At 70.5% G+C, this 22,496-nt stretch carries 23 protein-coding genes; 7 read left to right on the top strand and 16 right to left on the bottom strand.

The genetic code is table 11. From position 1 onward, the window contains the following. Nucleotide 1 precedes the first annotated feature (1 nt). Complete coding sequence (locus G528_RS0115075) at nucleotides 2–784, top strand: SDR family oxidoreductase (RefSeq protein ID WP_026919682.1); 783 nt, start codon at nucleotides 2–4, stop codon at nucleotides 782–784. Then, nucleotides 777–1,925, top strand: a complete 1,149-nt coding sequence (locus tag G528_RS0115070) for a sulfotransferase family protein (protein ID WP_026919681.1) — start codon at nucleotides 777–779, stop codon at nucleotides 1,923–1,925. The genes G528_RS0115075 and G528_RS0115070 overlap by 8 nt, the downstream gene beginning before the upstream one ends. A gap of 25 nt (nucleotides 1,926–1,950) precedes the next feature. Here the strand turns inward: G528_RS0115070 and G528_RS0115065 are convergent, their stop codons facing one another. Further along, entirely contained in the window at nucleotides 1,951–2,862 is a 912-nt protein-coding gene (locus G528_RS0115065) for an alpha/beta fold hydrolase (RefSeq protein ID WP_026919680.1), read from the bottom strand. Nucleotides 2,863–2,889: 27 nt separating this feature from the next. Then, a complete protein-coding gene (locus G528_RS0115060) occupies nucleotides 2,890–3,474 on the bottom strand; it encodes a TetR/AcrR family transcriptional regulator (protein WP_026919679.1) in 585 nt (194 codons plus the stop codon). A gap of 107 nt (nucleotides 3,475–3,581) precedes the next feature. On the opposite strand from G528_RS0115060, the gene G528_RS0115055 reads away from it, so the two are divergent. Next, nucleotides 3,582–4,721: an acyl-CoA dehydrogenase family protein gene (locus G528_RS0115055; protein ID WP_026919678.1), complete on the top strand. Its 1,140-nt coding sequence runs from the start codon at nucleotides 3,582–3,584 to the stop codon at nucleotides 4,719–4,721. Nucleotides 4,722–4,740: 19 nt separating this feature from the next. On the opposite strand, the gene G528_RS0115050 is transcribed toward G528_RS0115055, so the two are convergent. From G528_RS0115050 to G528_RS17810, 4 genes are read right to left on the bottom strand one after another with little or no spacing between them, the layout of a single operon-like run. Further along, entirely contained in the window at nucleotides 4,741–5,379 is a 639-nt protein-coding gene (locus G528_RS0115050; RefSeq protein WP_156890474.1) for a TetR/AcrR family transcriptional regulator, read from the bottom strand. A gap of 38 nt (nucleotides 5,380–5,417) precedes the next feature. Then, a complete protein-coding gene (locus G528_RS0115045; protein ID WP_026919676.1) occupies nucleotides 5,418–6,200 on the bottom strand; it encodes an MBL fold metallo-hydrolase in 783 nt (260 codons plus the stop codon). Next, nucleotides 6,197–6,955: a dienelactone hydrolase family protein gene (locus G528_RS0115040; protein WP_084638257.1), complete on the bottom strand. Its 759-nt coding sequence runs from the start codon at nucleotides 6,953–6,955 to the stop codon at nucleotides 6,197–6,199. Before G528_RS0115040 ends, G528_RS0115045 begins: the two co-directional genes overlap by 4 nt. Next, entirely contained in the window at nucleotides 6,952–7,785 is an 834-nt protein-coding gene (locus G528_RS17810; RefSeq protein ID WP_051198876.1) for an MBL fold metallo-hydrolase, read from the bottom strand. The genes G528_RS0115040 and G528_RS17810 overlap by 4 nt, the downstream gene beginning before the upstream one ends. A 202-nt stretch (nucleotides 7,786–7,987) precedes the next feature. Here G528_RS17810 and G528_RS17805 point away from each other — a divergent pair, with 202 nt between their 5' ends. Then, on the top strand, nucleotides 7,988–9,235 hold the full coding sequence (locus G528_RS17805) for an Nramp family divalent metal transporter (RefSeq protein WP_051198875.1): 1,248 nt from the start codon (nucleotides 7,988–7,990) through the stop codon (nucleotides 9,233–9,235). 12 nt (nucleotides 9,236–9,247) lie between these two features. Here G528_RS17805 and G528_RS0115025 read toward each other — a convergent pair whose 3' ends face one another. From G528_RS0115025 to G528_RS0114985, 9 genes are all read right to left on the bottom strand, one after another. Further along, nucleotides 9,248–10,348: an acyl-CoA dehydrogenase family protein gene (locus G528_RS0115025; protein WP_026919674.1), complete on the bottom strand. Its 1,101-nt coding sequence runs from the start codon at nucleotides 10,346–10,348 to the stop codon at nucleotides 9,248–9,250. Continuing rightward, nucleotides 10,345–11,313 (bottom strand): acyl-CoA dehydrogenase family protein, encoded by a 969-nt coding sequence (locus tag G528_RS0115020; RefSeq protein WP_026919673.1) that lies wholly within the window; start codon nucleotides 11,311–11,313, stop codon nucleotides 10,345–10,347. Before G528_RS0115020 ends, G528_RS0115025 begins: the two co-directional genes overlap by 4 nt. Before the next feature lie 3 nt (nucleotides 11,314–11,316). Continuing rightward, the gene (locus G528_RS0115015; protein WP_026919672.1) at nucleotides 11,317–12,483 is read right to left on the bottom strand and encodes an acyl-CoA dehydrogenase family protein; all 1,167 of its coding nucleotides are present in this window, start codon (nucleotides 12,481–12,483) and stop codon (nucleotides 11,317–11,319) included. Then, a complete protein-coding gene (locus tag G528_RS0115010; protein ID WP_026919671.1) occupies nucleotides 12,483–13,433 on the bottom strand; it encodes an enoyl-CoA hydratase in 951 nt (316 codons plus the stop codon). The genes G528_RS0115015 and G528_RS0115010 overlap by 1 nt, the downstream gene beginning before the upstream one ends. 80 nt (nucleotides 13,434–13,513) lie before the next feature. Then, nucleotides 13,514–13,960 carry a hypothetical protein gene (locus G528_RS0115005; protein WP_035720290.1) on the bottom strand — a complete coding sequence of 149 codons (447 nt, stop codon included), beginning with the start codon at nucleotides 13,958–13,960 and terminating at the stop codon, nucleotides 13,514–13,516. Continuing rightward, nucleotides 13,960–14,607 carry a helix-turn-helix transcriptional regulator gene (locus G528_RS0115000; protein WP_035720253.1) on the bottom strand — a complete coding sequence of 216 codons (648 nt, stop codon included), beginning with the start codon at nucleotides 14,605–14,607 and terminating at the stop codon, nucleotides 13,960–13,962. Before G528_RS0115000 ends, G528_RS0115005 begins: the two co-directional genes overlap by 1 nt. Before the next feature lie 13 nt (nucleotides 14,608–14,620). Continuing rightward, nucleotides 14,621–14,971, bottom strand: a complete 351-nt coding sequence (fdxA, locus tag G528_RS0114995; protein ID WP_026919668.1) for a ferredoxin — start codon at nucleotides 14,969–14,971, stop codon at nucleotides 14,621–14,623. A gap of 4 nt (nucleotides 14,972–14,975) precedes the next feature. Next, on the bottom strand, nucleotides 14,976–15,575 hold the full coding sequence (locus G528_RS0114990) for a DUF2249 domain-containing protein (RefSeq protein ID WP_026919667.1): 600 nt from the start codon (nucleotides 15,573–15,575) through the stop codon (nucleotides 14,976–14,978). Between the two features lie 80 nt (nucleotides 15,576–15,655). Continuing rightward, nucleotides 15,656–16,612, bottom strand: coding sequence for an IclR family transcriptional regulator (locus G528_RS0114985; RefSeq protein ID WP_026919666.1), 957 nt, complete (start codon nucleotides 16,610–16,612; stop codon nucleotides 15,656–15,658). Between the two features lie 50 nt (nucleotides 16,613–16,662). On the opposite strand from G528_RS0114985, the gene cysD reads away from it, so the two are divergent. From cysD to G528_RS0114970, 3 genes are read left to right on the top strand one after another with little or no spacing between them, the layout of a single operon-like run. Further along, complete coding sequence (cysD, locus tag G528_RS0114980) at nucleotides 16,663–17,619, top strand: sulfate adenylyltransferase subunit CysD (protein WP_026919665.1); 957 nt, start codon at nucleotides 16,663–16,665, stop codon at nucleotides 17,617–17,619. Further along, nucleotides 17,619–19,478, top strand: coding sequence for an adenylyl-sulfate kinase (gene cysC, locus G528_RS0114975; protein WP_026919664.1), 1,860 nt, complete (start codon nucleotides 17,619–17,621; stop codon nucleotides 19,476–19,478). The genes cysD and cysC overlap by 1 nt, the downstream gene beginning before the upstream one ends. 50 nt (nucleotides 19,479–19,528) lie before the next feature. Continuing rightward, nucleotides 19,529–20,443, top strand: a complete 915-nt coding sequence (locus G528_RS0114970) for a type IV toxin-antitoxin system AbiEi family antitoxin domain-containing protein (RefSeq protein ID WP_245569797.1) — start codon at nucleotides 19,529–19,531, stop codon at nucleotides 20,441–20,443. Nucleotides 20,444–20,521: 78 nt separating this feature from the next. Here G528_RS0114970 and eccA read toward each other — a convergent pair whose 3' ends face one another. Then, on the bottom strand, nucleotides 20,522–22,402 hold the full coding sequence (gene eccA, locus G528_RS0114965; protein ID WP_084638256.1) for a type VII secretion AAA-ATPase EccA: 1,881 nt from the start codon (nucleotides 22,400–22,402) through the stop codon (nucleotides 20,522–20,524). Between the last annotated feature and the right edge of the window lie 94 nt (nucleotides 22,403–22,496).

Here is a 22,496-nt window from a genome sequence, read left to right as displayed (position 1 = left end):
GATGACCGGACTGCTCGACGGAAAGGTGGTCGTCGTCTCCGGCGTCGGCCCGGGACTCGGCCGGGCGCTGTGCGTGCGGGCCGCCGGGCACGGTGCCACGGTGGTGCTCGCCGCCCGGACGGAGTCGCGTCTGCGTGACGTGGCCGGGGAGGTGGAGGAGGCCGGCGGACGCGCGGTCGTCGTCCCCACCGACATCACCGACGATGACGCCGTCGCCGATCTCGTGGCGACCACGGTGGAGCAGTGCGGCCGGGTCGACACCCTCATCAACAACGCGTTCGCCGTCCCGTCGATGAAACCGTTGGGGCGCACCGACTTCGACGCCATCGGCAGCAGCCTCGATCTGACGGTGCTCGGTACGCTCCGAGTCATCAGGGCGTTCACTCCGGCGCTGGCGGAGTCGGCCGGGTCCATCGTGACGATCAACTCGATGGTGATCCGGCATTCCGAGCCGCGATACGGCAGCTACAAGATCGCCAAGTCCGCGTTGCTGGCGATGTCGCAGACCCTCGCCACGGAACTCGGTGAACGGGGCGTGCGGGTCAACTCGGTGGCGCCCGGATACATCTGGGACGACCAGCTCAAGTGGTATTTCGGCCAGATCGCGGAGAAGTACGGGATCACCGCCGAGCAGGTGTACGAGCAGACCGCCGCCAAGAGCGACCTCAAACGGCTGCCCGAGCCGGACGAGATCGCCGACGCCGCCGTCTTCCTGGCCTCCGACATGGCGCGGTCGATCACCGGGCACACGCTCGACGTGAACTGTGGGGAATACCATGACTGATCGCGACGTCCGGACGACCGTCGGGCACATCGACGAGCTGCACGAGTCGGCCGCCCGGACCGTCGGTCTCGACGACTTCGGTGCCGACGACTACCGCGAGGGTCTCGACGTGCTGCTCGCATCGTATGCCGAGACGGCCGAGCTGGAGCCGTTGGGCAGCAAGATGTTCCGATACTTCGTCAAGGGTGCGCTGATCGCGCGACTGCTGAGCGAGGCCGGCTGGAAGAACACTCCGGGGACCGACGGCGTGCCGATCGAGCGTCCCGTGTTCGTGACCGGTCTCCCGCGAACGGGGACCACCGCGCTGCATCGGCTGCTCGCCGCCGATCCCGCCCATCAGGGGCTCGAGATGTGGCTGACCGAGTTTCCGCAGCCGCGTCCGCCGCGCGACCTGTGGGACGCCAACCCGGTGTTCCGCCGGATCGACGACGGACTCTCGCAGCATCGGGTCGAGAACCCCGAGTTCATGGGCCTGCACTACATGGGCGCGGCGGAGGTCGAGGAGTGCTGGCAGCTGCTGCGGCAGTCGCTGATGTCGATCTCGTACGAGACGCTCGCGCACATCCCCGCGTACTCCGAGTGGCTGGCCGCGCGGGACTGGACTCCCGCGTACCGCCGCCACAAGCGCAACCTGCAGCTGATCGGCTCGAACGACGTCGACCGGCGCTGGGTGCTCAAGAACCCGAGTCACCTGTTCGCGCTCGACGCGATCATGGAGGTGTATCCGGACGCGATCATCGTGCAGACGCACCGCGCGCCGGAGACCATCATCGGCTCCATGTGCAGTCTCGCCGAACACGCCACCGAGGGGTATTCACGCGCCTTCACCCCGGACCGGATCGGCCGGACGCAGCTCGACCTGTGGTCACGGGGTCTGCGCGACTTCTCCGCGGCGCGGCGTCGATACGATCCCGCCCAGTTCGTCGACATCGACTTCGCCGATCTGCGGGCCGATCCGTTCGGGGCGGTGGCGCGGGTGTACGAGGCGGCGGGAGCGGAGCTGACCGATGAGGCGCGAGGCGCGATGACCGCGCTCGACGCGGAGTCGAGGTCGGGTGACCGCCGTCCGCAGCACACGTACGCGCTCGAGGACTACGGGTTGGACGCCGAGCGGGTTCGCGCCGCCTTCGACCTCGCGTAGATTCCGGCTCCCGGGTCGGGCCCGGTCACAGTGCGTGCTCGCGCAGAAACGTCTCGATGGCGGCCGCGAAGACCGCGTTGTCGTCGCCGGCGACCATGTGTCCGGCGGAACTGACGTCGGCCACCGTCGTGTGGGGGATCAGTTCTCGGGTCCGGGCGATGCCGCGATCGCTGACGACGTCGGAGCGGCCGCCGCGGATCACGAGGGTCGGCGCCGTGACCCGCCGCGCGGCGGCGGCGAGCCGGCCGGGGTCGGTGAGGCTGCGCGGCTCGTCGGAGTCGCCGTGCAGGAACGCCGGATCCCAGTGCCAGTACCAGCGCCCGTCGTCGCGGAGGCGGACGTTCTTGCGGAGGCCGTCGAGACTCGACGGTCTGCGGCGTGCCGGGTTGTAGGCGGCGACGGCGTCGGCCACCTCGTCGAGGGAGTCGAACCCGCCGATGTGGGACGACATGAACTGTTTGATCCTGTCGACGCCGGCGGGCTCCACGTCGACCACCACGTCGACGAGGACGAGGGCCGCGATCGATCCCGGGTCCTCACCGCAGACCGACAGTCCGGTGATCCCGCCCAGGGACGCGCCGATCAGGATCGGCGGTTCGCCGATGGCGGTGAGGACGGCGCGCAGGTCGCCGGTGAAGTCGTCGAGACCGTAGTCGCCGTCGGGGGACCAGCCGGAGTCGCCGTGGCCGCGGGAGTCGAGGGTGTAGGCGCGGCGACCTCCGGCGGCGAGCCCGGCGGCGGTGGCGTCCCAGGAGTGGCGGGTCTGGCCGCCGCCGTGCAGCAGGAGGATCGGTGCGGTCCGGGTGCCCTCGGCGTTCCGGGTGCCCTCGGCGTTCCGGGTGTCCTCGGGGGTCGGGGCGTGCGGTGACCAGAGGTCCCCTCGGAGGGTGATGCCGGCGGACGCGACGGAGAACGGTTGGGGGTGCGGGGTCGTCACTGGTTCCCTTTCACGCGGGGTGTGTTGTCACGCGGTGATCCCGTGGGTCACGATCGCGGCGAGTTCGCGGTAGGCGTCGGCGTCGTCGAGGCCGGTCTCGGTGCGGACTGCTCCCTGTTGGATGCGGACCATCGCGGTCGCGACGAGGTCGGCGGCGAATGCGGCGTGCACGTCGCGGAACCATCCCGAGGCGACGCCGTCGTCGATCAGCTCCTGTACGCGGCGCATCGCGACGGCCGTGTTCTGTTCGTACACCTCGCGGGCGGGGGCGAAGTCGGCGAGGTCGGTGAGGAATTGTTCGGAGGCCGGGGTGAGGGCGTCGCCGACGGCCGAGAGATAGGCGCTGATGCGGTCGCGGGGCTGTTCGGCGGCGGCGACGGCGGCCTCGACGTCGGCGGTCGCGCCGCGGAAGAAGTGGACGGTGACCGCGCGCACCAGGTCGCCTTTGCTGGTGGCCAGTGCGTACAGCGTCGATTTGGAGCAGCGGAGCCGCGCGGCGAGTGCGTCGAGGGTGAAGTGGGCGAAGCCTTCGGCGAGGAACATCGCGAGCAGTTCGTCGAACAGCTGGGAGCGGCGCCGGGTGGCGAAGTCGGGCCCGGTCGACGTGGTCATGGGTTCGACTCTACCCCGGACAGTACTGGAGTGGCTCTTGTAGTACCGGTCGGGCAACAGTACTCTGGCGATGGAATCAGTACTGTTTGCACAGCGAGGAGAACCCCGTGGCCGTCGACCGCCTGCTCCCGACTTCGGAAGCCCGCGACCTGATCGAGCTGACCCGCGACATCGCCGACAAGGTCCTCGACCCGATCGTCGACGAGCACGAGAAGAACGAGACCTACCCGGAGGGCGTCTTCGCGACCCTCGGCGAGGCGGGGCTGTTGAGTCTCCCGTACCCCGAGGAGTGGGGCGGCGGCGGTCAGCCCTACGAGGTGTATCTGCAGGTGCTCGAGGAGATCGCCGCACGGTGGGCGGCGGTCGGTGTCGCGGTCAGCGTGCACAGCCTCGCCTGCCATCCGCTGATGGCCTTCGGCACCCGCGAGCAGCAGGAGCGGTGGCTTCCGGACATGCTCGGCGGACAGACGATCGGGGCGTACAGCCTCTCCGAGGCGCAGGCCGGCTCCGATGCCGCAGCCCTCGCGTGCAAGGCGGAGCCGGTCGACGACGGCTACCGGGTCACCGGATCGAAGGCGTGGATCACCCACGGCGGCATCGCCGACTTCTACAACCTCTTCGCGCGCACGGGCGAGGGCTCGAAGGGCATCTCGTGCTTCCTGGTCGACAAGGACACCGAGGGGCTGTCGTTCGGGAGACCCGAGGAGAAGATGGGCCTGGCCGCCGTCCCCACGACCGCGGCGCACTACGACGGCGCCGTGGTCCCCGCCGACCGTCGGATCGGCGCCGAGGGGCAGGGGTTGCAGATCGCGTTCAGCGCCCTCGACTCCGGCCGTCTCGGCATCGCCGCCGTCGCGACCGGCATCGCCCAGGCCGCGCTCGACGAGGCGGTCCGGTACGCGCAGGAGCGCAGTGCGTTCGGCCGCAAGATCATCGACCACCAGGGGCTCGGCTTCGTGCTCGCCGACATGGCCGCGGCCGTCGACTCGGCGCGTGCGACCTACCTCGACGCCGCTCGTCGGCGCGACGCCGGACAGCCCTACTCGCGCAACGCCTCGGTGGCCAAGCTGGTGGCGACCGACGCCGCGATGAAGGTCACCACCGACGCCGTCCAGGTGTTCGGCGGTTACGGTTACACCCGCGACTTCCGGGTGGAGCGGTTCATGCGCGAGGCCAAGATCACCCAGATCTTCGAGGGCACCAACCAGATCCAACGCCTGGTGATCAGCCGCTCGCTCGCCCGGTGACGGCTGGGGCCGCACCCCGTCAGGTCAGGCCGAGGCTCTCGGCGAGGGTCTCGGCGGTGAAGCCCACGGCCGCGCTCCACTCGACGGGGAGGAACTCGCGGCGCTCGGAGCTGTAGTGGTTGGCCAGGCCGGTCATCGTCGACCACAGCAGCGTCATGGCCTTCGCGACGTCGCCGCGGTAGCCGAATCGGGTGAGGGTGCCGGCGAGACTGGTGACCATGCGCGCCGTGGCGGCGCGAAGATGCTCGGCGACGTCCGACTGGACGGCCGACGCATCGGTCACGAGCGACAGCGCATCGAACTGCCGACCGAACGTCGCGTAGCCGTCGCGGTAGGCGTCGGCCGTGACGATGAAGGCGGCGGCGGCGGTCGGCGCGGCGGCGACCGCACGCTCGAGGTCGGGCAGCATGCGGTCGAGTCGCTGGGCGAAGACCGCGATGAACAGCGACTCCTTGGTGGAGTAATAGGTGTAGACGGTCCCGAGCGAGATGCCGGCGCCGGCTGCGACATCGCGCATGCGCAGGGCGTCGTAGCCGCCCGACACGATCAGGTCTTCGCCTGCGCGGAGGATGTCGAGGCGGCGCTGTTCGCGATCGCCCCACCGGGTGCCGTGGGCGTCCGGTGGCGGGGCGCTGCTGTTGCTGCTGCTGTCGGTCACGACTCCAATGTTCCCGGTCACGACGCCATTGTTCCCGGTCACCCTCGTGCTCGGTCGTATTGGACGGCATCGTGAGCGCACACCAACCGCACCGTATCGGACGCGTGGTCGTGCAGATCCGCCAGGCGGCGCCGGGTCTGTCGGGCGATGCGCGGATGCCGAGCCGATGCCGCCTGTGCGAACCGCATCGTCATCGCCACCCCGCCGCCTGAGACCCCGCCGCGGTGATAGAAGGCGTCGCCGCAGTGGAGGAGCCAGCCGTCGCCGTCGCGCACCGCGACACCCATGTGACCGGAGGTGTGGCCGGGGAGGGTCACGAAGGCGAGATCGTCACCGTGCGTCGCGAGGGTCGTGGCCGGCAGGCCGAACCAGCTGTCCGGAAACCGGTCGTAGGACTGCACGTGGGCCGGGCGCGTGGATCGGCGCCAGGGGCGGTACCGCACGGCGGGGGAGGGGCCCGGCTGCGCGTCGGCGTCGGCCAGCTCCCGGGCGTTGACGTGCAGCCGGGCCGCGGGGAAGTCGTCGATGCCGCCGGAGTGATCGGAGTCGAGGTGGGTCATCACGATGTCGGTGACGTCGCGGGGCTCGAACCCGAGCGCGGCGATCTGAGCGATCGCGGTCTCGGACTCGTCGAGGTCCGGTCGGACCGCGGTGATCAGCGATCTGCCGAGGCGACCGCGGGGATCGGCGACGTCCCGGAGTCCGAATCCCGTGTCGACGAGCGTCAGGCCGTCGTCGGACTCGAGGAGCAGAACGTGGCAGACCATGGCGGCGGTGCCGATCGGTCGCAGTGTTCCGCAGTTGAGGTGGCGGATCCTCATCGGCGTTCCTCGTCGCGGCCGAACTGGAGGTCGAAGAAGGCGAAGACGCGGTCCCACGCATCGGTCGATGCCGCGTCGTCGTAGGCGAATCCCATCACCCGCAGCAGGGCGGGCGGGATGCGATCGTCCATCTGGTTGGCGAAGCTGTGTCCGACGCCGGGGTAGGTCTTGGTGTCGTGTTCGACGCCGTGCCGGTCGAGCGCCTTCGTGAGGCGCTTCTCTCCGCGCGGCAGGATCGGGTCGCGGGCGCCGAACGATGCGACGACCGGGCACATGTCGGGGCCGGCGAAGCCGTGTGTGAGGACCGAGCCGTAGAACGGCGCCGCGGCCGCATACGTCCGGTCCGCGACGAGCAGTGCGAAGCCGCCGCCCATGCAGAATCCGGTGACGGCCACCCTGCCGGTGCATTCGGGCAGGTCGGCGAGCGTCGCGCGCGCCTGCTCGATGACCTCGAAGGCGCGGCCGCGGCGAGTGGCGAGTGAGGTCAACGCCGACACGACGCACGCCGCGGGGCGGCGTGCGCCCACGGTGAACAGCAGTGGCGCGAACGCCACGTAGCCGCGGTCGGCGATGATCCGCAGGTTCCGCTCGATGTCCACCTCGCTGCCGGTGATGTCGTGAATCACCAGGACGCCGGGTCGGGGGCCGTCGATGCCGGACGGCACGGCGACGAGGGCCTCGAAGGTGTCGTTCCCCGAGTTCACGACGGTCTTGGTGACGGTGATTCCGGTGTCGTCGGTGTGGGCGGGCGTCATGGCTTCTCCTCAGTCGATCGAATGGCTGGGCCTGATCGAATGGCTGGGCCCGTTCGAATCGAGGGGGCGGTCAGGGTGAGGGGGAGTCGCAGCGGGATACGGTGCGAGGACAACAGGTGGACGCCGTCGCGGGCCGCCAGTCTCCGGAGGGTCGCGAGGGTCTGGCGGTGCGCGGCCCGGTCGGTGGCGGTGAACCGCTCGTACAGTCCGAGTGGGAACGCTGCGGACAGGCCGCTGACCGGATCGCGGTAGCCGGCGTCGCCGGTGTGCAGCAGCCAGTTCCCGTCGTCGAGCAGGACCGCCACACCGCAGTGTCCCGCGGTGTGTCCGGGTAGAGGGACCAGGACGATCCCCTCGGAGATCTCGGTGCAGTCGGCGACGCCGAACCAGGACGATCCGCCGGTGTGCGGCCGCCAGCGGGGGCCGTGGGCGAAGAAGCGGGTGCGATACGACAGGCGGGTACGCGGCGATGCCCGCTCGGTCGCGTCGGCGAGTTCGATGGCGGACACGTGGATCGTCGCCTCCGGGAAGTCGGCGATCCCGGCGGCGTGTTCGCTGTGCAGATGCGTCACCACGATGTCGGTCAGTCGGTCGGGCGACAGTCCGACGGAGGCGAGGCGACCGACGAGCGCCGCGTCGGGTCGGGGCGGCAGGCGGAGGAACCGGGCCTCGAATCCGATCGGGGACGGATCGTGGAAGACCTCCACCGGGTAGCCGGCGTCGACGGCGGTCACCCGGTCGTCGTCGACCACCACCAGCGCCTGGGTGGGCACGTCGCCGCCGAGGGGTGGACGCAGTGGGGCCACGTCGAAGATGTGGACAGTTCGCATGGGGATCCGAGTTCTCACGAGGAAGCTATGAACAATGTTCAATTTGTGTTGAGATCAGCGTGCGATGTCCGGTGGGGATTGTCAACCCCACCGGCGATGAGGGGCCTTGACCTTGTGGTTTGAGGTCGGAGACCTGCGATTCGATCGTCCACGATTAAGAGTTCGGTTGACCGTAATATTTACGATGGGCTAGCCTCACCACGTGCTGAGGAGGAGTCGAACAAAGATCTACGCGGGATCGGCAGGACTGCTGGGTCCCGCATTCGTCGCCGCAATCGCATACGTCGACCCGGGAAACGTCGCCGCGAACATCACCGCGGGCGCCAAATACGGGTACCTGCTGGTGTGGGTGCTGGTCATCGCCAACGCGATGGCGGTCATGGTGCAGTATCAGTCCGCGAAGATCGGCGTGGTCACCGGCAGCACGTTCCCGCAGCTGCTCGGTCGACGACTGTCGCGGCGCTCGCGACTCCTGTTCTGGGGACAGGCCGAACTGGTGGCCGGTGCCACCGACATCGCCGAGGTCATCGGCGGTGCGATCGCCCTGAACCTGCTGTTCGGTCTGCCCCTGCCGCTCGGCGGCCTGATCGTCGGGGCGGTGTCGATGATCCTCCTGGTCACCGCCGACCGACGTCGGCAACGCCAGTTCGAGACGGTCATCGTCGCACTCCTCGCCGTCATCGTCATCGGCTTCCTCGCCGGGCTCGCGGTGAGCCCGCCGGACGCCGGCGGCGTCATGAGCGGCCTCGTCCCGCGGCTCGCGGGAACCGAGACGGTCCTGCTGGCCGCCTCCATGCTGGGCGCCACCGTCATGCCGCACGCGATCTACCTGCACTCCTCGCTGGTCGTCGACCGCCACGGCGACGCCGGATCGCACGCCGGCGGCGAGCGGCGCACCCGCAGGCTGCTGGCCGCCACCCGGTGGGACGTGGTGATCGCACTCGTCGTCGCGGGGACGGTCAACATCGCACTGCTCGTCCTGGCCGCGGCCAACCTCCCCGGCCGCGACGGCACCGACACCATCGAAGGGGCGCACGCCGCCGTCCGCGACGCGCTCGGACCCGTCGTCGCCGTCGCGTTCGCCGTGGGTCTGCTGGCCTCCGGCATCGCGTCGACGTCGGTGGGCTCGTATGCGGGCGGCGCGATCATGGAGGGACTGCTGACGAAGCGGTACCCGATGATCGTCCGCCGAGCGGTGACGCTCGTGCCCGCGATCATCGTCCTGGCGGTCGGCGTGGACCCGACGATGGCTCTGATCATCTCGCAGGTGGTGCTGAGCTTCGGTATCCCGTTCGCCGTGATTCCGCTGCGTCGCTACACCGCGGACTCCGCGGTCATGGGACGATTCGCCGACGGACGGCCCCTGCAGTGGGCGTCCGCGGCGGCGGCCGTCGCCATCGTGGTGCTCAACGTGGTCCTGATCGCGTTGACCTTCGCCGGCCACCAGTGACGGCGGAGCCCGTCAGGCGTCGAGGTCGACGAGCGCGAGCGAGCGGTGCGGCTGTCCGAACAGCTGGGCGTCGGCCTGTGCGCGCTTGAAATGCAGCCCGATGTCGTGCTCCCAGGTGATCCCGATGCCGCCGTGCAGCTGGACGGCCTGACCGGTCACCGACATGTAGCCCTCGGAGCAATAGGTGTGGGCGGCCGCGGCGAGCTCACCGGCGTCGTCGGATCCGGCGACCACGGCGTCGACGGCGGCGGTCGAGATCGACGTCATCGCCTCCACGAGCACGAACATGTCGGCCATCGCGTGCTTGAGCGCCTGGAAGGAGCCGATCGGCCGACCGAACTGCTTACGCGCCGCGGTGTGCTCCACGGTCAACTCCAGCGCGCGTGCCGCGCCGCCCGTCTGCTCGGCCGACAGCAGAGCCCACGCGAGCGTCCGGACACGGTCGGCGATGTCGGGCGGCGACGTGATGGTGGTCGACGGCACCTCGTCGAAACTGACGCGGGCCAGCGCGCGTGTCGGGTCGAGGAGCGGCAGCGCCGTCATGGTGACCCCGGCGGTCGCCGCATCCACCTCGTGCAGGGTCAGCGGGGCGTCCGGATCACCGGCGCGCCCGGCGAGCACCAGGAACACGTCGGCCGATTCGCCGTCGAGGACGTACTCGGCGGTCCCCGTCAGCAGGCCGGCCTCCGCCGACACCCCCGACTGCTCCCAGCCCCGCGGGCCCGCCCAGCACAGGGCGCCGATCCGCTCGCCGGACGCGAGGGGGCCGAGCAGACGGGCGGCGGCCTCCCGGTCGCCGGCGGCGAGGACGGCCCCCGCGGCGAGGACGGCCGAGGAGAACACCGGCACCGGCGCCAGGGCGGCGCCGACCTCGCGGACCGCCAGCGCAGTCTCGGCGAACGTGGCGCCGGCGCCGTCGAACTCCTCGTCGACGGCGAGGGCGGCGACACCGATCTCGGTGCACAGCGTCTCCCACAGCGGGCGGTCGATGCGGCCCGGCCGGGTGATCGCGGCCCTGACGGCGGTGGAATCCGACCGCCGACGCAACAGGTCGCGAATCGATTCGGCGAGGGCCGCGCGATCCTCGGCCCCGATGGTCTCCGATGCGGTCACAGGGTCTCCAGGATCCGGGCCCGGTGCCGGGCTGGTGTGCCCCACGCGGACACCAGCGCGCGGGTCTTCGTCAGATACAGCGACAGATCGTGCTCGGCGGTGTAGCCGATGGCACCGAGGACCTGGAGGCTCCGGCGGGCCGCGAAGTACGCGGCATCGGCGGCCGCGACCTTCGCGGCGGCCACATCGCGGGCCACGTCGACGTCGGTGCCCAGGGTGTTGCCGTCGATTCCGACGGCGGCGCCGTGCACCAGCGGGCGAGCCATCTCGATCCCGATCACGACGTCGGCCAGATGGTGCTTCACCGCCTGGTAGGAGCCGATCGCCCGACCGAACTGCTTGCGCGACTTCGCGTACTCGGCGGTGAGGTCGAGCATCGCCGCACCGAGCCCGATGAGCTCCGCCGCCGTGGCCAGGGCGCCCAACCGCGCGACAGCGGTCTCGTCGACCGACCCGAGGGGGGCGGTGGCCGAGACGTCGGCGACCATGCGGGTGGGATCCACCGAGGGACGCTCGGCGTCCACCGCGGCCGACGACAGGGTGCCGTCGCGCAGCAGGTAGACGTCCGCGTCGGCGGGGGCCGCGGCCCGGTACGCGGTGTCGGCGGCGGCGAGAGTCGCCGGTCGGCCCGCGAGGAGGGCGTCGACGGCGTCGCGGGCACCCGCGGCGGCGAGGGCGGCGGGGACGGCCGCGAAGGTCTCGGCCACCGGTCCCGGGAGTGCGCAGCGACCGATCTGCTCCAGGGCGACCACCATCTCGGTGGCGCCGGCGCCCGATCCGCCGAGATCGTCGCCGACCAGGAGACCGGTGATCCCGGCCTCGGCGAGCCGACGGTAGACGGTCAGCGCGGGGGCGCGATCGCCCTCGCTCCAGGCGCGGGCGACCGCGGGGCCGCCCGCCCGCTCGCCGACGGCGGCGACGGTCGCGGCCAGATCGGTGTGGATGTCGTTGAGGAGGAAGTCCATGGCTTATCGGTCTCCGCGGGGCAGGCCGAGGAGTCGCTCGGCGATCACATTGCGTTGAATCTCGTTGGTGCCGGCGTAGATCGGACCCGACAGGGAGAACAGGTAGCCGTCCATCCAGGGGTCGTCGAGTTCGGCGTCGAGACCGCGCAGGTCCAGGGCCGTCTCGTGGGCGGCGATGTCCCACTGCGACCAGAACACCTTGTTGATGGACGACTCCATCCCGAGCTGTCCGCCCGCGGCCAGACGGCTCACGGTCTGGTACGTGGACAGCTCGTAGGCGCGCGCGCCGATCCAGGCGTCGACGACCCCCTTGTCGGTGGCGGCGGTCGACGGCGCGTCGGCGCCCCGGTCGTGCCACAGCGTCAGGAGCCGGTCGGTGGCGGCCAGGAAGCGGCCCGGTGACCGCAGTGACAGTCCGCGCTCGTTCGCGGCGGTGCTCATCGCGACCTTCCAGCCGTTGTCGACGTCGCCGATCACCCCCGACGCGCCGGGGTCGGCGGGATCGTCGGGAACGAAGACGTTCTCCAGGAACAGCTCGGCGAAGCCGGGTTCGCCGTCGAGTTGAGCGATCGGGCGGACCGTCACGCCCTCGGCCCGCAGGTCGAACATGAAGTAGGTGAGGCCGCGGTGACGACTCTGCTCGGGGTCGGTGCGGAACAGCCCGAAGCCGCAGTCGGCGAAGCTGGACCGGGAACTCCACGTCTTCTGACCGTTGAGGAGCCAGCCGCCGTCGGTGCGGGTGGCGGTCGACCGCAGGGAGGCGAGGTCGGAGCCGGCCTCGGGTTCACTCCACGCCTGACCCCAGATGTCGTCGGCGCGGGCCATCCGCCCCATGATGCGGGCGAGCTGTTCGGGCTTCGCGTGCTCGAAGAGCGTGGGGGCCAGCAGGAAGATGCCGTTCTGGCTGACGCGTCCCGGAGCGCCCGAACGGTAGTACTCCTCCTCGAAGATCAGCCAGTGCAGCAGCGGCTCGTCGCGGCCGCCGAACTCCTCGGGCCAGCTGACCACGGACATGCGGTCGGCGGCCATCTCGGCCTCCCACGCGCGGTGCGCTTCGAATCCCTCGGCGGTGTCCATGGACGGCAGCGGTGTCGCGGGGACGTGCTCGGTGAGCCACTGCCGGACCTCGGCACGGAACGCGAGGGCGGCGTCGTCGAACAACAGATCCATCAGGCCGTGCCCTCCTGTGCGGCATTCTTCTGTTCGGCGTTCTTCTGTGCGGCGTTCTTCATGCTCTTGGCGTCCATGCCGCCGAGCGAGTCGCCGGAGTCGGCGTCGTTCGCGGCGTGAGCGAAGTGATGCCAGCCGAACACCGAGTCCATCGCGTTGCGCATGCCCATCTGGTCCTCGCAGATGTTGACGGCCTTCTTCGAGAGGAAGAGCCCCTGCATCGGCATCTCGGTCATCTGCGCGCAGATCTCGTCGACCTTCGCGTCCAACTCCGCGCGACCGACGACGTGGTTGACCATGCCCCAGTCGAGTGCCTGCGCCGCGGTGAAGCGTCGGCCGGTGAACAGGATCTCCTTGGCCCGCCGCGCACCGAGGACGTAGGCGTGGGCGAAGTATTCGACGCCGGGGATGCCCATGCGGGCGACGGGGTCGGAGAAGAACGCGTCATCGGAGGCGACGATGAAGTCGGCCGACCAGGCCAGCATGAGTCCACCGGCGATGCAGGCGCCGTGGACCTGGGCGATCATCGGCTTCGGGATGTCGCGCCAGCGGCGGCACATCCCCATGTAGACCTCCATCTCGCGGGCGAGACGCTGGTTGCTGTCGAGGGGCTCGTCGTCGCCGCGGGTGTGATCCCAGTGCAGGGTGGCCGTGTTCTCGTAGTAGGTGTTGAAGTCGCGTTCGGGGGTGCCGATGTCGTGACCGGCCGAGAAGTGCTTGCCGTTGGCGCGCAGCACGATCACCTTGACCGCGGAGTCGTCGACGGCGCGGCGGAACGCGGCGTCGAGCGAATACGTCATCACCGAGTTCTGCGCGTTGCGGTAGTCGGGCCGATTGAGGGTCACGTACGCGACGGCTCCGTCGGGTCCGCCGGTCTCGTAGGCGACCGGTGAGGTGTCGGGGCCGAGGTCGTCGGGGCCCAGGGGAGGCGGGATGACGGCGTTGCTCATACCTCGAGACTAACCTAGCAAGTGCTTGGTTGGTAGGTCGGCATGCCGACCGCCGCACGGATACGGCGGGTCGGAGCCCCCTACCGACGCGCGAGGATCATCCCGATCGGCGCACTCACCGCCAACACGACCAGCACGGCCAGATAGGCGTACGCCGCGACCCGCCGCGACGCCGCCAGTCCGCGACCCACCCACGCGGTGCCCAACAGGACGACGAGCAGGAGCACCGCCCCGACGTCGACCGCCGCGGGGGAGTCGACGAGCGAACCGACGATCACCGTCGCATTGGCCACCAGCCAGCCGCCCAGTTGCGCGATCCGGACGCCGGGAGCGACGGCCGACGGCGTGTGCTGCTGTGCCGCGCCGATCACCGCCAGGGCGACACCGCAGACGAGGACCAGATATGCGGCCAGCCAACTGCCCTTCGTCAGATCGAGGGGCCGGGCGATCGCCGCCACCAGGCCGCCGGCCACCACGAAGAGCGCAGCCGCGCCGATGAACAGGTCGATGTCGACGGAGCGGCGCATCACGAATCGTCTCCTCGGGACGGGGCGGCTGCCCGGGACAGGGTCGCCAGACAGTGATCGCCGTCGACGAACGCCTCGAGCGACGTCAACTCCAGGTCGGTCCGATGAGAGGCGAGCACCCCCTGAATGATCCCACGATGCACCGAGCAGGTGAGCTGCGGACGCTGCTGCGCCAACTCCAGAAACGGACAACGGCGCAGCAGGACGCCGTCGCAGGCGGCCTCGGGGGCGAAGCCGAACTCGTCGAGGACCGCGATCATGTCGTCGAGCACCGACTTCGTCGGCACCGACCGGCGCGCTCCCCACTCCCGCCCGGCCTCGGTGGCATGCCGTTCGCCGTCGGGGACGCCGTCGAGCGCGCCGACCAGGATCTCGGCGAGGATCCCGTAATTGCGCGGCCCGGACGGATCCATCGCCCGCCGCGGGCGATACACCAGACGCGGCCTGCCGGGACCGCTGCCGGGAACGGGCTCCGCGTCGGCGAGGCCGTCGGTGACCAGGGTGCGCAGGTGGAAGCGGACCGTCGTCGCCGGCGCGTCGATGTCGGCGGCGATCTCCGCGACGCCCAACGGTCCGCGGGCCGCCCGCAGCGCCGCGAGGACCTCCTCGCGGACATCACCCGCCCGGATGCTTCGTCGGCCGCTCATCGCACCCCGCTCATCACCCGTCGGCCTGCTGCGGTGGAAGCGAGGCCACCAGGGGTGCATCCGCCGGAATCGCCCCCAGCTTCATCGCGCCGCCCGGCGAGCCGAGCGGCGCCTCGCGATCGGCCAGGGTCTCGGTGAAGAAGTCGGCGTTGTCGTTGATGTACGGCGCCCACTCCTCGGGGAGATCGTCCTCGTAGAAGATCGCCTCGACCGGGCACACCGGCTCGCACGCGCCGCAGTCGACGCACTCGTCGGGGTGGATGTAGAGGGCGCGGCCGCCCTCGTAGATGCAGTCGACGGGGCATTCCTCCACACAGGAGCGGTCCATCACGTCGACGCAGGGCTGTGCGATCACATAGGTCATGTCCTCACCGATTCGGGTCGAAGGGTTCGATGGTCAACGACGGTTCACGGTGGGTGTGCACCGTGAGGTAGTCCAGTCCGCCGGGGCCCGCGGTGAACGACCGCTGGGAGTGGTGCGGCAACCACAGCAGATCACCGGCGGTGATCGGGACGTCGCCGGTCTCGGTGCCCATCGTTCCGGACCCCGAGAGCACGGTCACCAGGACGTCCACCTCCCCGCCCCGGTGGGTGCCGATGGCCCCGCCGCCGGCCAGGCGGATGAGATTCGAGTCGAGGCCGCGGCCGGCGAAGTCGAGCTTCCACGCGACGTCTGCCGCATCGACGTCGCGGCGGGTCAGTTCGGCGGTGTTGCCGAGCTTGCGGGCCGGCGGCGCCTCGGTGGCCTTGCTGATCCGGATGCGGTAATCGCGCTTCTCGCGGACCAGATACTCCCAGCCGTAGCCGCCGGGCAGCTTCTCCTCGAACTCGTCGTGGAGGTGGCGGGGGTCGTGATCGTTGACGAGGACGATGGCCTCGCCGACCGACAGGGAGTCGAAGATGCCGAAGATCTTCGGATGGCGCTGCGGCTTCGGGATCTCGCGAACATCCAGGGTCACATCGGGCATAGTCGTCCTCTCAATAAAAATAAGTACCTCTTGTAGAAAATCTACCGTGGTCGTAGGGAGTCCGGCAATGGGGAACGGAATCAGGGGGCAAGGGCCGCGCTGACCGAGTCCGCCGCATCGACCACGGCGTCGCCGAGCGCGGCGAGATCGGCCGCGGGCATCGTCGCGTCGGGCTGACTCACCAGCGCGGCCGTCACCGCGCCGTCGGCGTCGAACACCGGCGCGCCGACGCTCACCACGCCCACCTCGCCGCTCAGCTCGTCGGGCAGATAGTCGATCGCCGACAGCTCCGAGACCAGTGCGGCCATCCGGTCGCGCACCGTCGACGGCATCTCGGTCAGGTCGCCGAGCGCGTCGATGACCGACCGGTGATGATCGGTGATCCGCTCCACCGAGTATCCGCGTTCGCGCACCGCGGCCAGCACGGCGACGAGTCGGCGTCGCTGGTCGGCCGGGGCCAGGGCGAGCCAGGCCTCTCGCTCCGGCTCATCGGACCAGGCGACGAACTCGCGACACAGCGGCGGGCGGACCCGCATCCGGTGACGCTGCGGCGGTGCCGTGCCCCGCGGCGGCATCCCGACTCCCGCCGCCGATGCGGACGCGGGCACCACGTGGGCGGAGGTCACGATGGCATCCCCGTCGCGCCGAGCCAGGAAGGCAGGCAGTCCGGTGTCGGCGACCAGCTGGTCGAGGGCCGACTCGGCGGCGCCGGCGACGATGTCGATCCGAGCGGCGCGGCGTCCGGTCGCCAGGAACTCGACGCCCAGGCGGTAGGTGTTGTCGGAGTTCCGGCCGACCCAGCCCAAGGTGCAGAGTTCGGTCACCACGGCGTGTGCCGTGGCTCGCGACATGGCCGTCTCCCGGACGATCTCCGCGAGCGTCGGGGGGTCGTCGGGGCGGTCGACGAGCAGTGTCATGATCGCGACCACGCGATGCGTCGGCGGCGATGCCCGCTGCGGGCGGGCGGCCCGCGTCCCGCGTGATCGCAGAGGTGGGGATTGACGGCCGGGTTCGCGGTCCCCTACCGTTCCTGTCATATAGTCAACATTAAGTGTCGAATATTCGACACGTCAAGAGGATTGCTCCCATGCTCACTGCCCCCGACGGATCCCGGCCCGCCGACGACGTCGGTGCCGCCCGCCGCTACGAGCGCACGACGCTCGACGAACTCGAGGCCGAATCGGTCTACATCTTCCGCGAGGTCGCCGCGACCTTCGAGAATCCCGCGATGCTGTTCTCCGGCGGCAAGGACTCCGTGGTGATGTTCCACCTCGCACAGAAGGCGTTCTGGCCGGCACCCGTGCCGTTCCCGCTCATGCACGTCGACACCGGCCACAACTTCGACGAGGTCATCGAGTTCCGCGACCGCGTCGTCGAACAGACCGGGGTGCGGCTCGTGGTCAGCAGCGTCCAGGACGACATCGACGCCGGTCGCGCCGTGGAACAGACCGGCCCCGGGGCGTCCCGCAACCGACTGCAGACCGTGTCCCTGCTGCGCGGCATCACCGAGAACCGGTTCGACGCCGTGTTCGGCGGCGCACGCCGCGACGAGGAGAAGGCCCGCGCCAAAGAACGCGTCTTCAGCTTCCGCGACTCCTTCGGCGCGTGGGACCCGCGCAACCAGCGACCCGAACTGTGGAACCTCTACAACGGACACTGCCGACGCGGTGAGCACATCCGCGTGTTCCCGCTGAGCAACTGGACCGAACTCGACATCTGGAACTACATCGCCCGCGAAGGCATCGAACTGCCTCCCCTCTACTACGCCCACGAACGCGACGTGGTGCCGCGCGACGGGATGCTGCTGGCCGCGACCCGATTCCTCGAGACCTATCCGGGGGAGACGAGCCGGCGCGCCCGCGTCCGATTCCGGACCGTCGGCGATGCGACCTGCACCGGCTGCGTGGAGAGCGACGCCGACACCCCGGAGAAGGTGATCGAGGAGGTCGCCTCCACCCGGGTCACCGAACGCGGCGCCACCCGCGCCGACGACCGCATCTCCGAAGCCGGCATGGAAGACCGCAAGAAAGAGGGCTACTTCTGATGAGCGACCCGGTCTCGGCCGCACCGAAGGATCTGCTGCGCATCGCGACCGCCGGCAGCGTCGACGACGGCAAGTCGACCCTGATCGGCCGCCTCCTGTACGACGCGAAGTCGATCCTCACCGACCAGCTCGAGGCGATCGAGCGCACCAGCGCCCGCCGCGGTGACGAACACGCCGATCTGGCCCTGCTGACCGACGGCCTGCGCGCCGAGCGCGAACAGGGCATCACGATCGACGTCGCCTACCGGTACTTCTCCACCCCCGAGCGGACGTTCATCATCGCCGATTCGCCCGGGCACGTGCAGTACACGCGCAACATGGTGACCGGCGCGTCCACGGCCGATCTGGCGATCATCCTCGTCGACGCCCGCAAAGGCGTGCTCGAGCAGACCCGCCGGCACGCCTTCCTCTCGTCGCTGCTCGGCATCCCGCACCTGACGGTCTGCGTCAACAAGATGGACCTGGTCGGCTACTCACAGGAGCGATTCGACGAGATCTGCGCCGACGTCGTCGCGTTCGCCGCCAAACTCAACGTCTCCGACATCACCTTCATCCCGATCTCGGCGCTCCGCGGAGACAACGTGGTCGACCGTTCGACCGCGATGCCCTGGTACTCCGGTCGGCCGCTGCTCAGCCACCTCGAGAACGTCTACATCGCGTCCGACCGCAACCTCCGCGACACCCGGTTCCCGGTGCAGTACGTCATCCGGCCCCAGCGCAGCGACGGCTTCGATCACCGTGCGTTCGCGGGCACCGTCGCCGGCGGGACCCTCGCGGTCGGCGACCCGGTGGTCGCGCTGCCCGGCGGCTTCGGGACCACCGTCGCCGCGATCTGGGGGCCCGGCGGCGTCGAACTCGACGAGGCGTTCGCCTCGATGGCGGTGTCGATCGCGTTGACCGACGAGATCGACATCGTCCGCGGCGACATGCTGGTGCGACCCAACAACAGACCGCACGTGGGCCGCGAACTCGACGCGATGGTGTGCTGGTTCTCCGACGACACGCGGCTCACGCCGGGCGCCACGTACCTGATGCAGTGCGGTTCGCGGGAGACCCGCGTCCGGGTCGCCGGCCTGAACTATCGGCTCGACGTGAACACCCTGCACCGCGACGAGGACGCCGCGTCGCTGGTCCTCAACGAAATCGGCCGGGTCTCGCTGCACGCCCAGCAGCCGGTGATGTTCGACGAGTACCGTCGCAACCGGGCCACCGGCAGTTTCATCCTCATCGACGAGGCCACCGATGCGACCGTCGCCGCCGGGATGATCAGTGCGCCCCTCGCCCGCGACTCCCAGGTGGTGTGGCAGTCGAGCACGGTGACCCGCGAGCATCGCGCGCATCGCGGCGTCACCCTGTGGCTCACGGGGCTGTCGGCGTCCGGGAAGTCGACCATCGCCATGGAGCTCGAGCGTCACCTGGTGGCCGGCGGACGGCCCGCGTATCTGCTCGACGGCGACAATCTCCGCCACGGGCTCAACGGCGACCTCGGCTTCGGGGACGACGACCGGCGCGAGAACATTCGCCGGACCGCGCACGTCGCGGCATTGTTCGCCGATTCGGGGACGGTCGCGCTCGTCTCGCTGATCAGCCCGTTCGCCGCCGAGCGGCGCCGTGCCCGGGAGATCCACGACGAGGCGGGGCTGGACTTCTACGAGATCTTCGTCGACACGCCCCTCGAGGACTGCGAGGCCCGCGACCCCAAGGGGCTCTATGCCAAGGCGCGTGCCGGCGAGATCGAGCGGTTCACCGGAATCGATTCGCCGTACGAGGCGCCCGCGGATCCCGACCTGGTGATCCGTCCCGGTGACGGTTCCCCGGCCGATGTCGCTGAGCGGATCATCGCCGAGTTCGGGCTGTAGCGACCACGGCTCCGCCGCCACGCCCGGCGGGGTGGCGGCGGAACCGGATCGTGGCCGCGCTGCGTCCAACCGGTATGGGGGACTGCCCGGAGGTGGCCGCGATACTCGCTGCGTGCGACGGCGTCATCACCGCCGCGCAGGCCCTGGGATGCGGACTCAGTCGCACGCAGGTCCGCGGCCGGGTGGAGCGCGGTGAATGGATTCGCGTGGTGCCCGGCGTCTTCCGCTCGGCATCTCACGAGTACTCGCAGGCCGCGATGGTGCGGATCGTGGTCGCCGCGCATCGCGGTGTGGCCGACGGAACCACCGCCGCCTGGTGGTTCGGGATGATGCCGGACCTCGCCGACCCCGTGACCGTCACGTGCCGGGACCGCCCGGCCGACAGGGACCTGCCGGTCTCGGTGCGGGTCAGTCGCCGGGCGCTGCGGCCGGGCGCGGTCACCCGGCACCGCGGACTCGCGGTGACCACGGTGCCGCTCACCGCGCTGCTCGCGGCGGTGGAGCTGCCGGAGGGCAGTGCCTTCCTCGATCGGATGTTGCAGACCGGGCGGGTCGACCTCGCCGCATTGGAGCGGGAGGTGGCCGACAGCGCTGGAATGCACGGCATCGTGGAGGCGCGCAGGCTGGTCCGTGTCGCGGCCTCCGACAGCGAATCGGAGGCCGAACGCCTCTTCGTCGCGCTGCTGCGGCGCTGGGGCGTCACCGGCTGGGTGCAGCAGCTGCGCTGTGGCCGGTGGCGGCTGGACTTCGCGTGGCCGGAACAGCGGGTCGCCGTGGAGATCTCCGGGTGGAGCTACCACCGCGACCGGCAGCGGCATGCGAACGACCTGGCGAAAGCGAACTTCCTGGAGGCGGCGTCGTGGCGTGAGCTGCAGTTCGACTGGCACATGCTCGCCGACGCCGGTGCCGACTGCGTGCAGCAGGTGATCGACCTGCTGAATGCCCGCGGCGTCGTCGAGTTCTGACCGCGGTGTCCGGTGAGGGGGCAGCGTTGCGTGGGATGCGGTGTCTCGGACGCACCACATCCCACGCAAATCGGGTCGCTATCGGAGTCGGTCGAGAGCGGCGACCGCATCGGTGCCGGTGATCGTCATCAGCGCCGCCTCGTCGAGCGCGCTCAGATCGGAGTCGGCCGCCAGGCGCAGCTCGCGTTCCTCCTCGGCCGCTTCGATGACGTTCCGCACGAATCGGCCGTTGCCGGCGACGTCCGACGCCCGTCGACCGGCCGCGGTGTCGGCGTAGAGGGCGGTGAACGCGTTCTCCAGTGCGTCTGCGGCTTCCGGTGAGAGTCGGGCGTCGCGTTGCGCGGCGATCGACTCGGCGATGCGGGTCAGCTCACCCGGGGTGTAGGAGGAGAATCGGATCCGCCGGGCGAAGCGGGAGGCCAGCCCCTCGTTGGCGGCCAGCAGCCGGTCGATCTCGTCGTCGTATCCGGCGATGATGACGACCAGGCGGTCGCGGTCGTTCTCCATGCGGGCCAGGAGGGTGTCGAGGGCTTCGCGGCCGAAGGCGTCGCCGCCGGAGAGCCCCTCCTGGATCAGGGTGTACGCCTCGTCGATGAACAGCACGCCGTCGAGCGCCGAGTCGACGACGGCGGAGGTTCTGGGGGCGGTGGAGCCGAGGTGACGGCCGACGAGGTCGGCGCGTCCGGCCTCGACCACGGTGTCGGTGGCGAGCAGCCCGAGTGCGCAGTACAGCCGGGCGATGATCCGGGCGACGGTGGTCTTGCCCGTTCCGGGCGGCCCGGTGAACGCCAGGTGCAGGCTGCGGGGCCCGGTGCGCAGTCCCCGTTCGGCGCGCAGACGCGCGAGGGTGACCGAGGCCCGCAGTCGCTCCACCTGCTCTTTGACCTCGGCGAGACCCACCTGTGCCGACAGTTCGGCGACCGCCGACGCCACCGCGGCATCGCGTTCCGACTCCCCGGAGGGATCGGGTGCGGTCGAGCCGGCTGCCACCGAGCCCGGTGCCGGGATGGCGGGTGCCCGGGTGTCAGGTGCCGAGGTGCCAGGTGCCGAGGTGTCGGGTGCGGAGGTGTCAGGTGCGGGGGTGTCAGGTGCGGTCGCCAGTCGGTAGGTCGGGTCGGCGAGGGCTCGGCGGGCCTCCTCGATCCCGGGATCCAGTGCCGAGGACCGTTCCAGACTCGCGCGTGCGGCGGCCTCGTCGCCGCGGGCCCTGTGCACCATCCCGATGAGGAACGCGGTCTGGGCGCGAGCGGTGTGCAGGCACGAGCGGTCGACGGCGTCGAGGCGGCGCAGGGCCTCGTCGAACAATCCGAGGTGCGCGCACGCCGAGCCGGCGAGGAAGTCCGCGGCCGCGACCAGCACCTCGTCGTCCCACCCGGCGGCGACCGCGTCGAGGACCTCGCGCCAGCGGTGGCGCCGCAGGGCCACGAGGGCTCGACAGAACCTCACCGAGGGCTCGGCGGTCGCCGCGCCGCCGTCGAGCCCGGGTTCGTCGAGGACTGCGTCGTCGAGGACTGCGGCGGCTCCATCGGTGTCGCCGCCCGCGAGCAGCGACGCGGCGTACGCCGCGGACGCGTCGACGGCGTCGACGATCGGCAGATCGATGAACATGCCGGTCGGCAGATGCCCGGCCAGGGCGCCCGGCCGCAGTCCGAGGCGCCGCTGTTCGGCACCGATCGACGATCGGGCCCGGTACAGCCCGAGCAGCACCGGGCCGGAGCGATCGCCGACTGCCACGCGGCCGAGCCACGCGTCGCCCATGGTCGGATCGAGTTCGGTGGCGCGGATCAGGGCGCGGCGGGCGCGCTCGCGGTCGGGCGGACGGTCGCCGACGAGGATCCCCGCAGCGGTCAGTCCGGCGACCAGACAGTCCCGCGCCCGTGTCCGTGCGTCCGGTCCGTACCGGTCGTGCTCTCGTCCCTCACGGGCCCCCTGCGCCCCACGGGTCGTCCAGTGCGTCATGCGGTCCCCCCCGAACCTCGTGTGAGCGTGACTCTAGCGCGCCCCCACGCGCTCGGGGCCGGACCGGAGACACTCGCGACGCCTCGCATAGACT

The sequence above is a fragment of the Gordonia shandongensis DSM 45094 genome, from assembly GCF_000423025.1.
Classification (GTDB): domain Bacteria; phylum Actinomycetota; class Actinomycetes; order Mycobacteriales; family Mycobacteriaceae; genus Gordonia; species Gordonia shandongensis.
Note: the sequence above shows the minus strand (reverse complement) of the source record. Positions and strands in the feature narration are given on the sequence as shown.

Excerpts from the sequence above, each read along its gene's own strand:
- G528_RS0114985 (WP_026919666.1), bottom strand. The coding sequence starts at position 16,612 with ATGACAGGAACGGTAGGGGACCGCGAACCCGGCCGTCAATCCCCACCT.
- G528_RS0115075 (WP_026919682.1), top strand. The coding sequence starts at position 2 with ATGACCGGACTGCTCGACGGAAAGGTGGTCGTCGTCTCCGGCGTCGGC.
- G528_RS0115060 (WP_026919679.1), bottom strand. The coding sequence starts at position 3,474 with ATGACCACGTCGACCGGGCCCGACTTCGCCACCCGGCGCCGCTCCCAG.
- G528_RS0115010 (WP_026919671.1), bottom strand. The coding sequence starts at position 13,433 with ATGAGCAACGCCGTCATCCCGCCTCCCCTGGGCCCCGACGACCTCGGC.
- cysD (WP_026919665.1), top strand. The coding sequence starts at position 16,663 with ATGCTCACTGCCCCCGACGGATCCCGGCCCGCCGACGACGTCGGTGCC.
- eccA (WP_084638256.1), bottom strand. The coding sequence starts at position 22,402 with ATGACGCACTGGACGACCCGTGGGGCGCAGGGGGCCCGTGAGGGACGA.
- G528_RS17810 (WP_051198876.1), bottom strand. The coding sequence starts at position 7,785 with ATGCGAACTGTCCACATCTTCGACGTGGCCCCACTGCGTCCACCCCTC.
- fdxA (WP_026919668.1), bottom strand. The coding sequence starts at position 14,971 with ATGACCTATGTGATCGCACAGCCCTGCGTCGACGTGATGGACCGCTCC.
- G528_RS0115000 (WP_035720253.1), bottom strand. The coding sequence starts at position 14,607 with ATGAGCGGCCGACGAAGCATCCGGGCGGGTGATGTCCGCGAGGAGGTC.
- G528_RS0115045 (WP_026919676.1), bottom strand. The coding sequence starts at position 6,200 with ATGAGGATCCGCCACCTCAACTGCGGAACACTGCGACCGATCGGCACC.
- G528_RS0115020 (WP_026919673.1), bottom strand. The coding sequence starts at position 11,313 with ATGGACTTCCTCCTCAACGACATCCACACCGATCTGGCCGCGACCGTC.
- G528_RS0114990 (WP_026919667.1), bottom strand. The coding sequence starts at position 15,575 with ATGCCCGATGTGACCCTGGATGTTCGCGAGATCCCGAAGCCGCAGCGC.
- G528_RS0115040 (WP_084638257.1), bottom strand. The coding sequence starts at position 6,955 with ATGACGCCCGCCCACACCGACGACACCGGAATCACCGTCACCAAGACC.
- G528_RS0115015 (WP_026919672.1), bottom strand. The coding sequence starts at position 12,483 with ATGGATCTGTTGTTCGACGACGCCGCCCTCGCGTTCCGTGCCGAGGTC.
- G528_RS0115070 (WP_026919681.1), top strand. The coding sequence starts at position 777 with ATGACTGATCGCGACGTCCGGACGACCGTCGGGCACATCGACGAGCTG.
- G528_RS0115005 (WP_035720290.1), bottom strand. The coding sequence starts at position 13,960 with ATGCGCCGCTCCGTCGACATCGACCTGTTCATCGGCGCGGCTGCGCTC.
- cysC (WP_026919664.1), top strand. The coding sequence starts at position 17,619 with ATGAGCGACCCGGTCTCGGCCGCACCGAAGGATCTGCTGCGCATCGCG.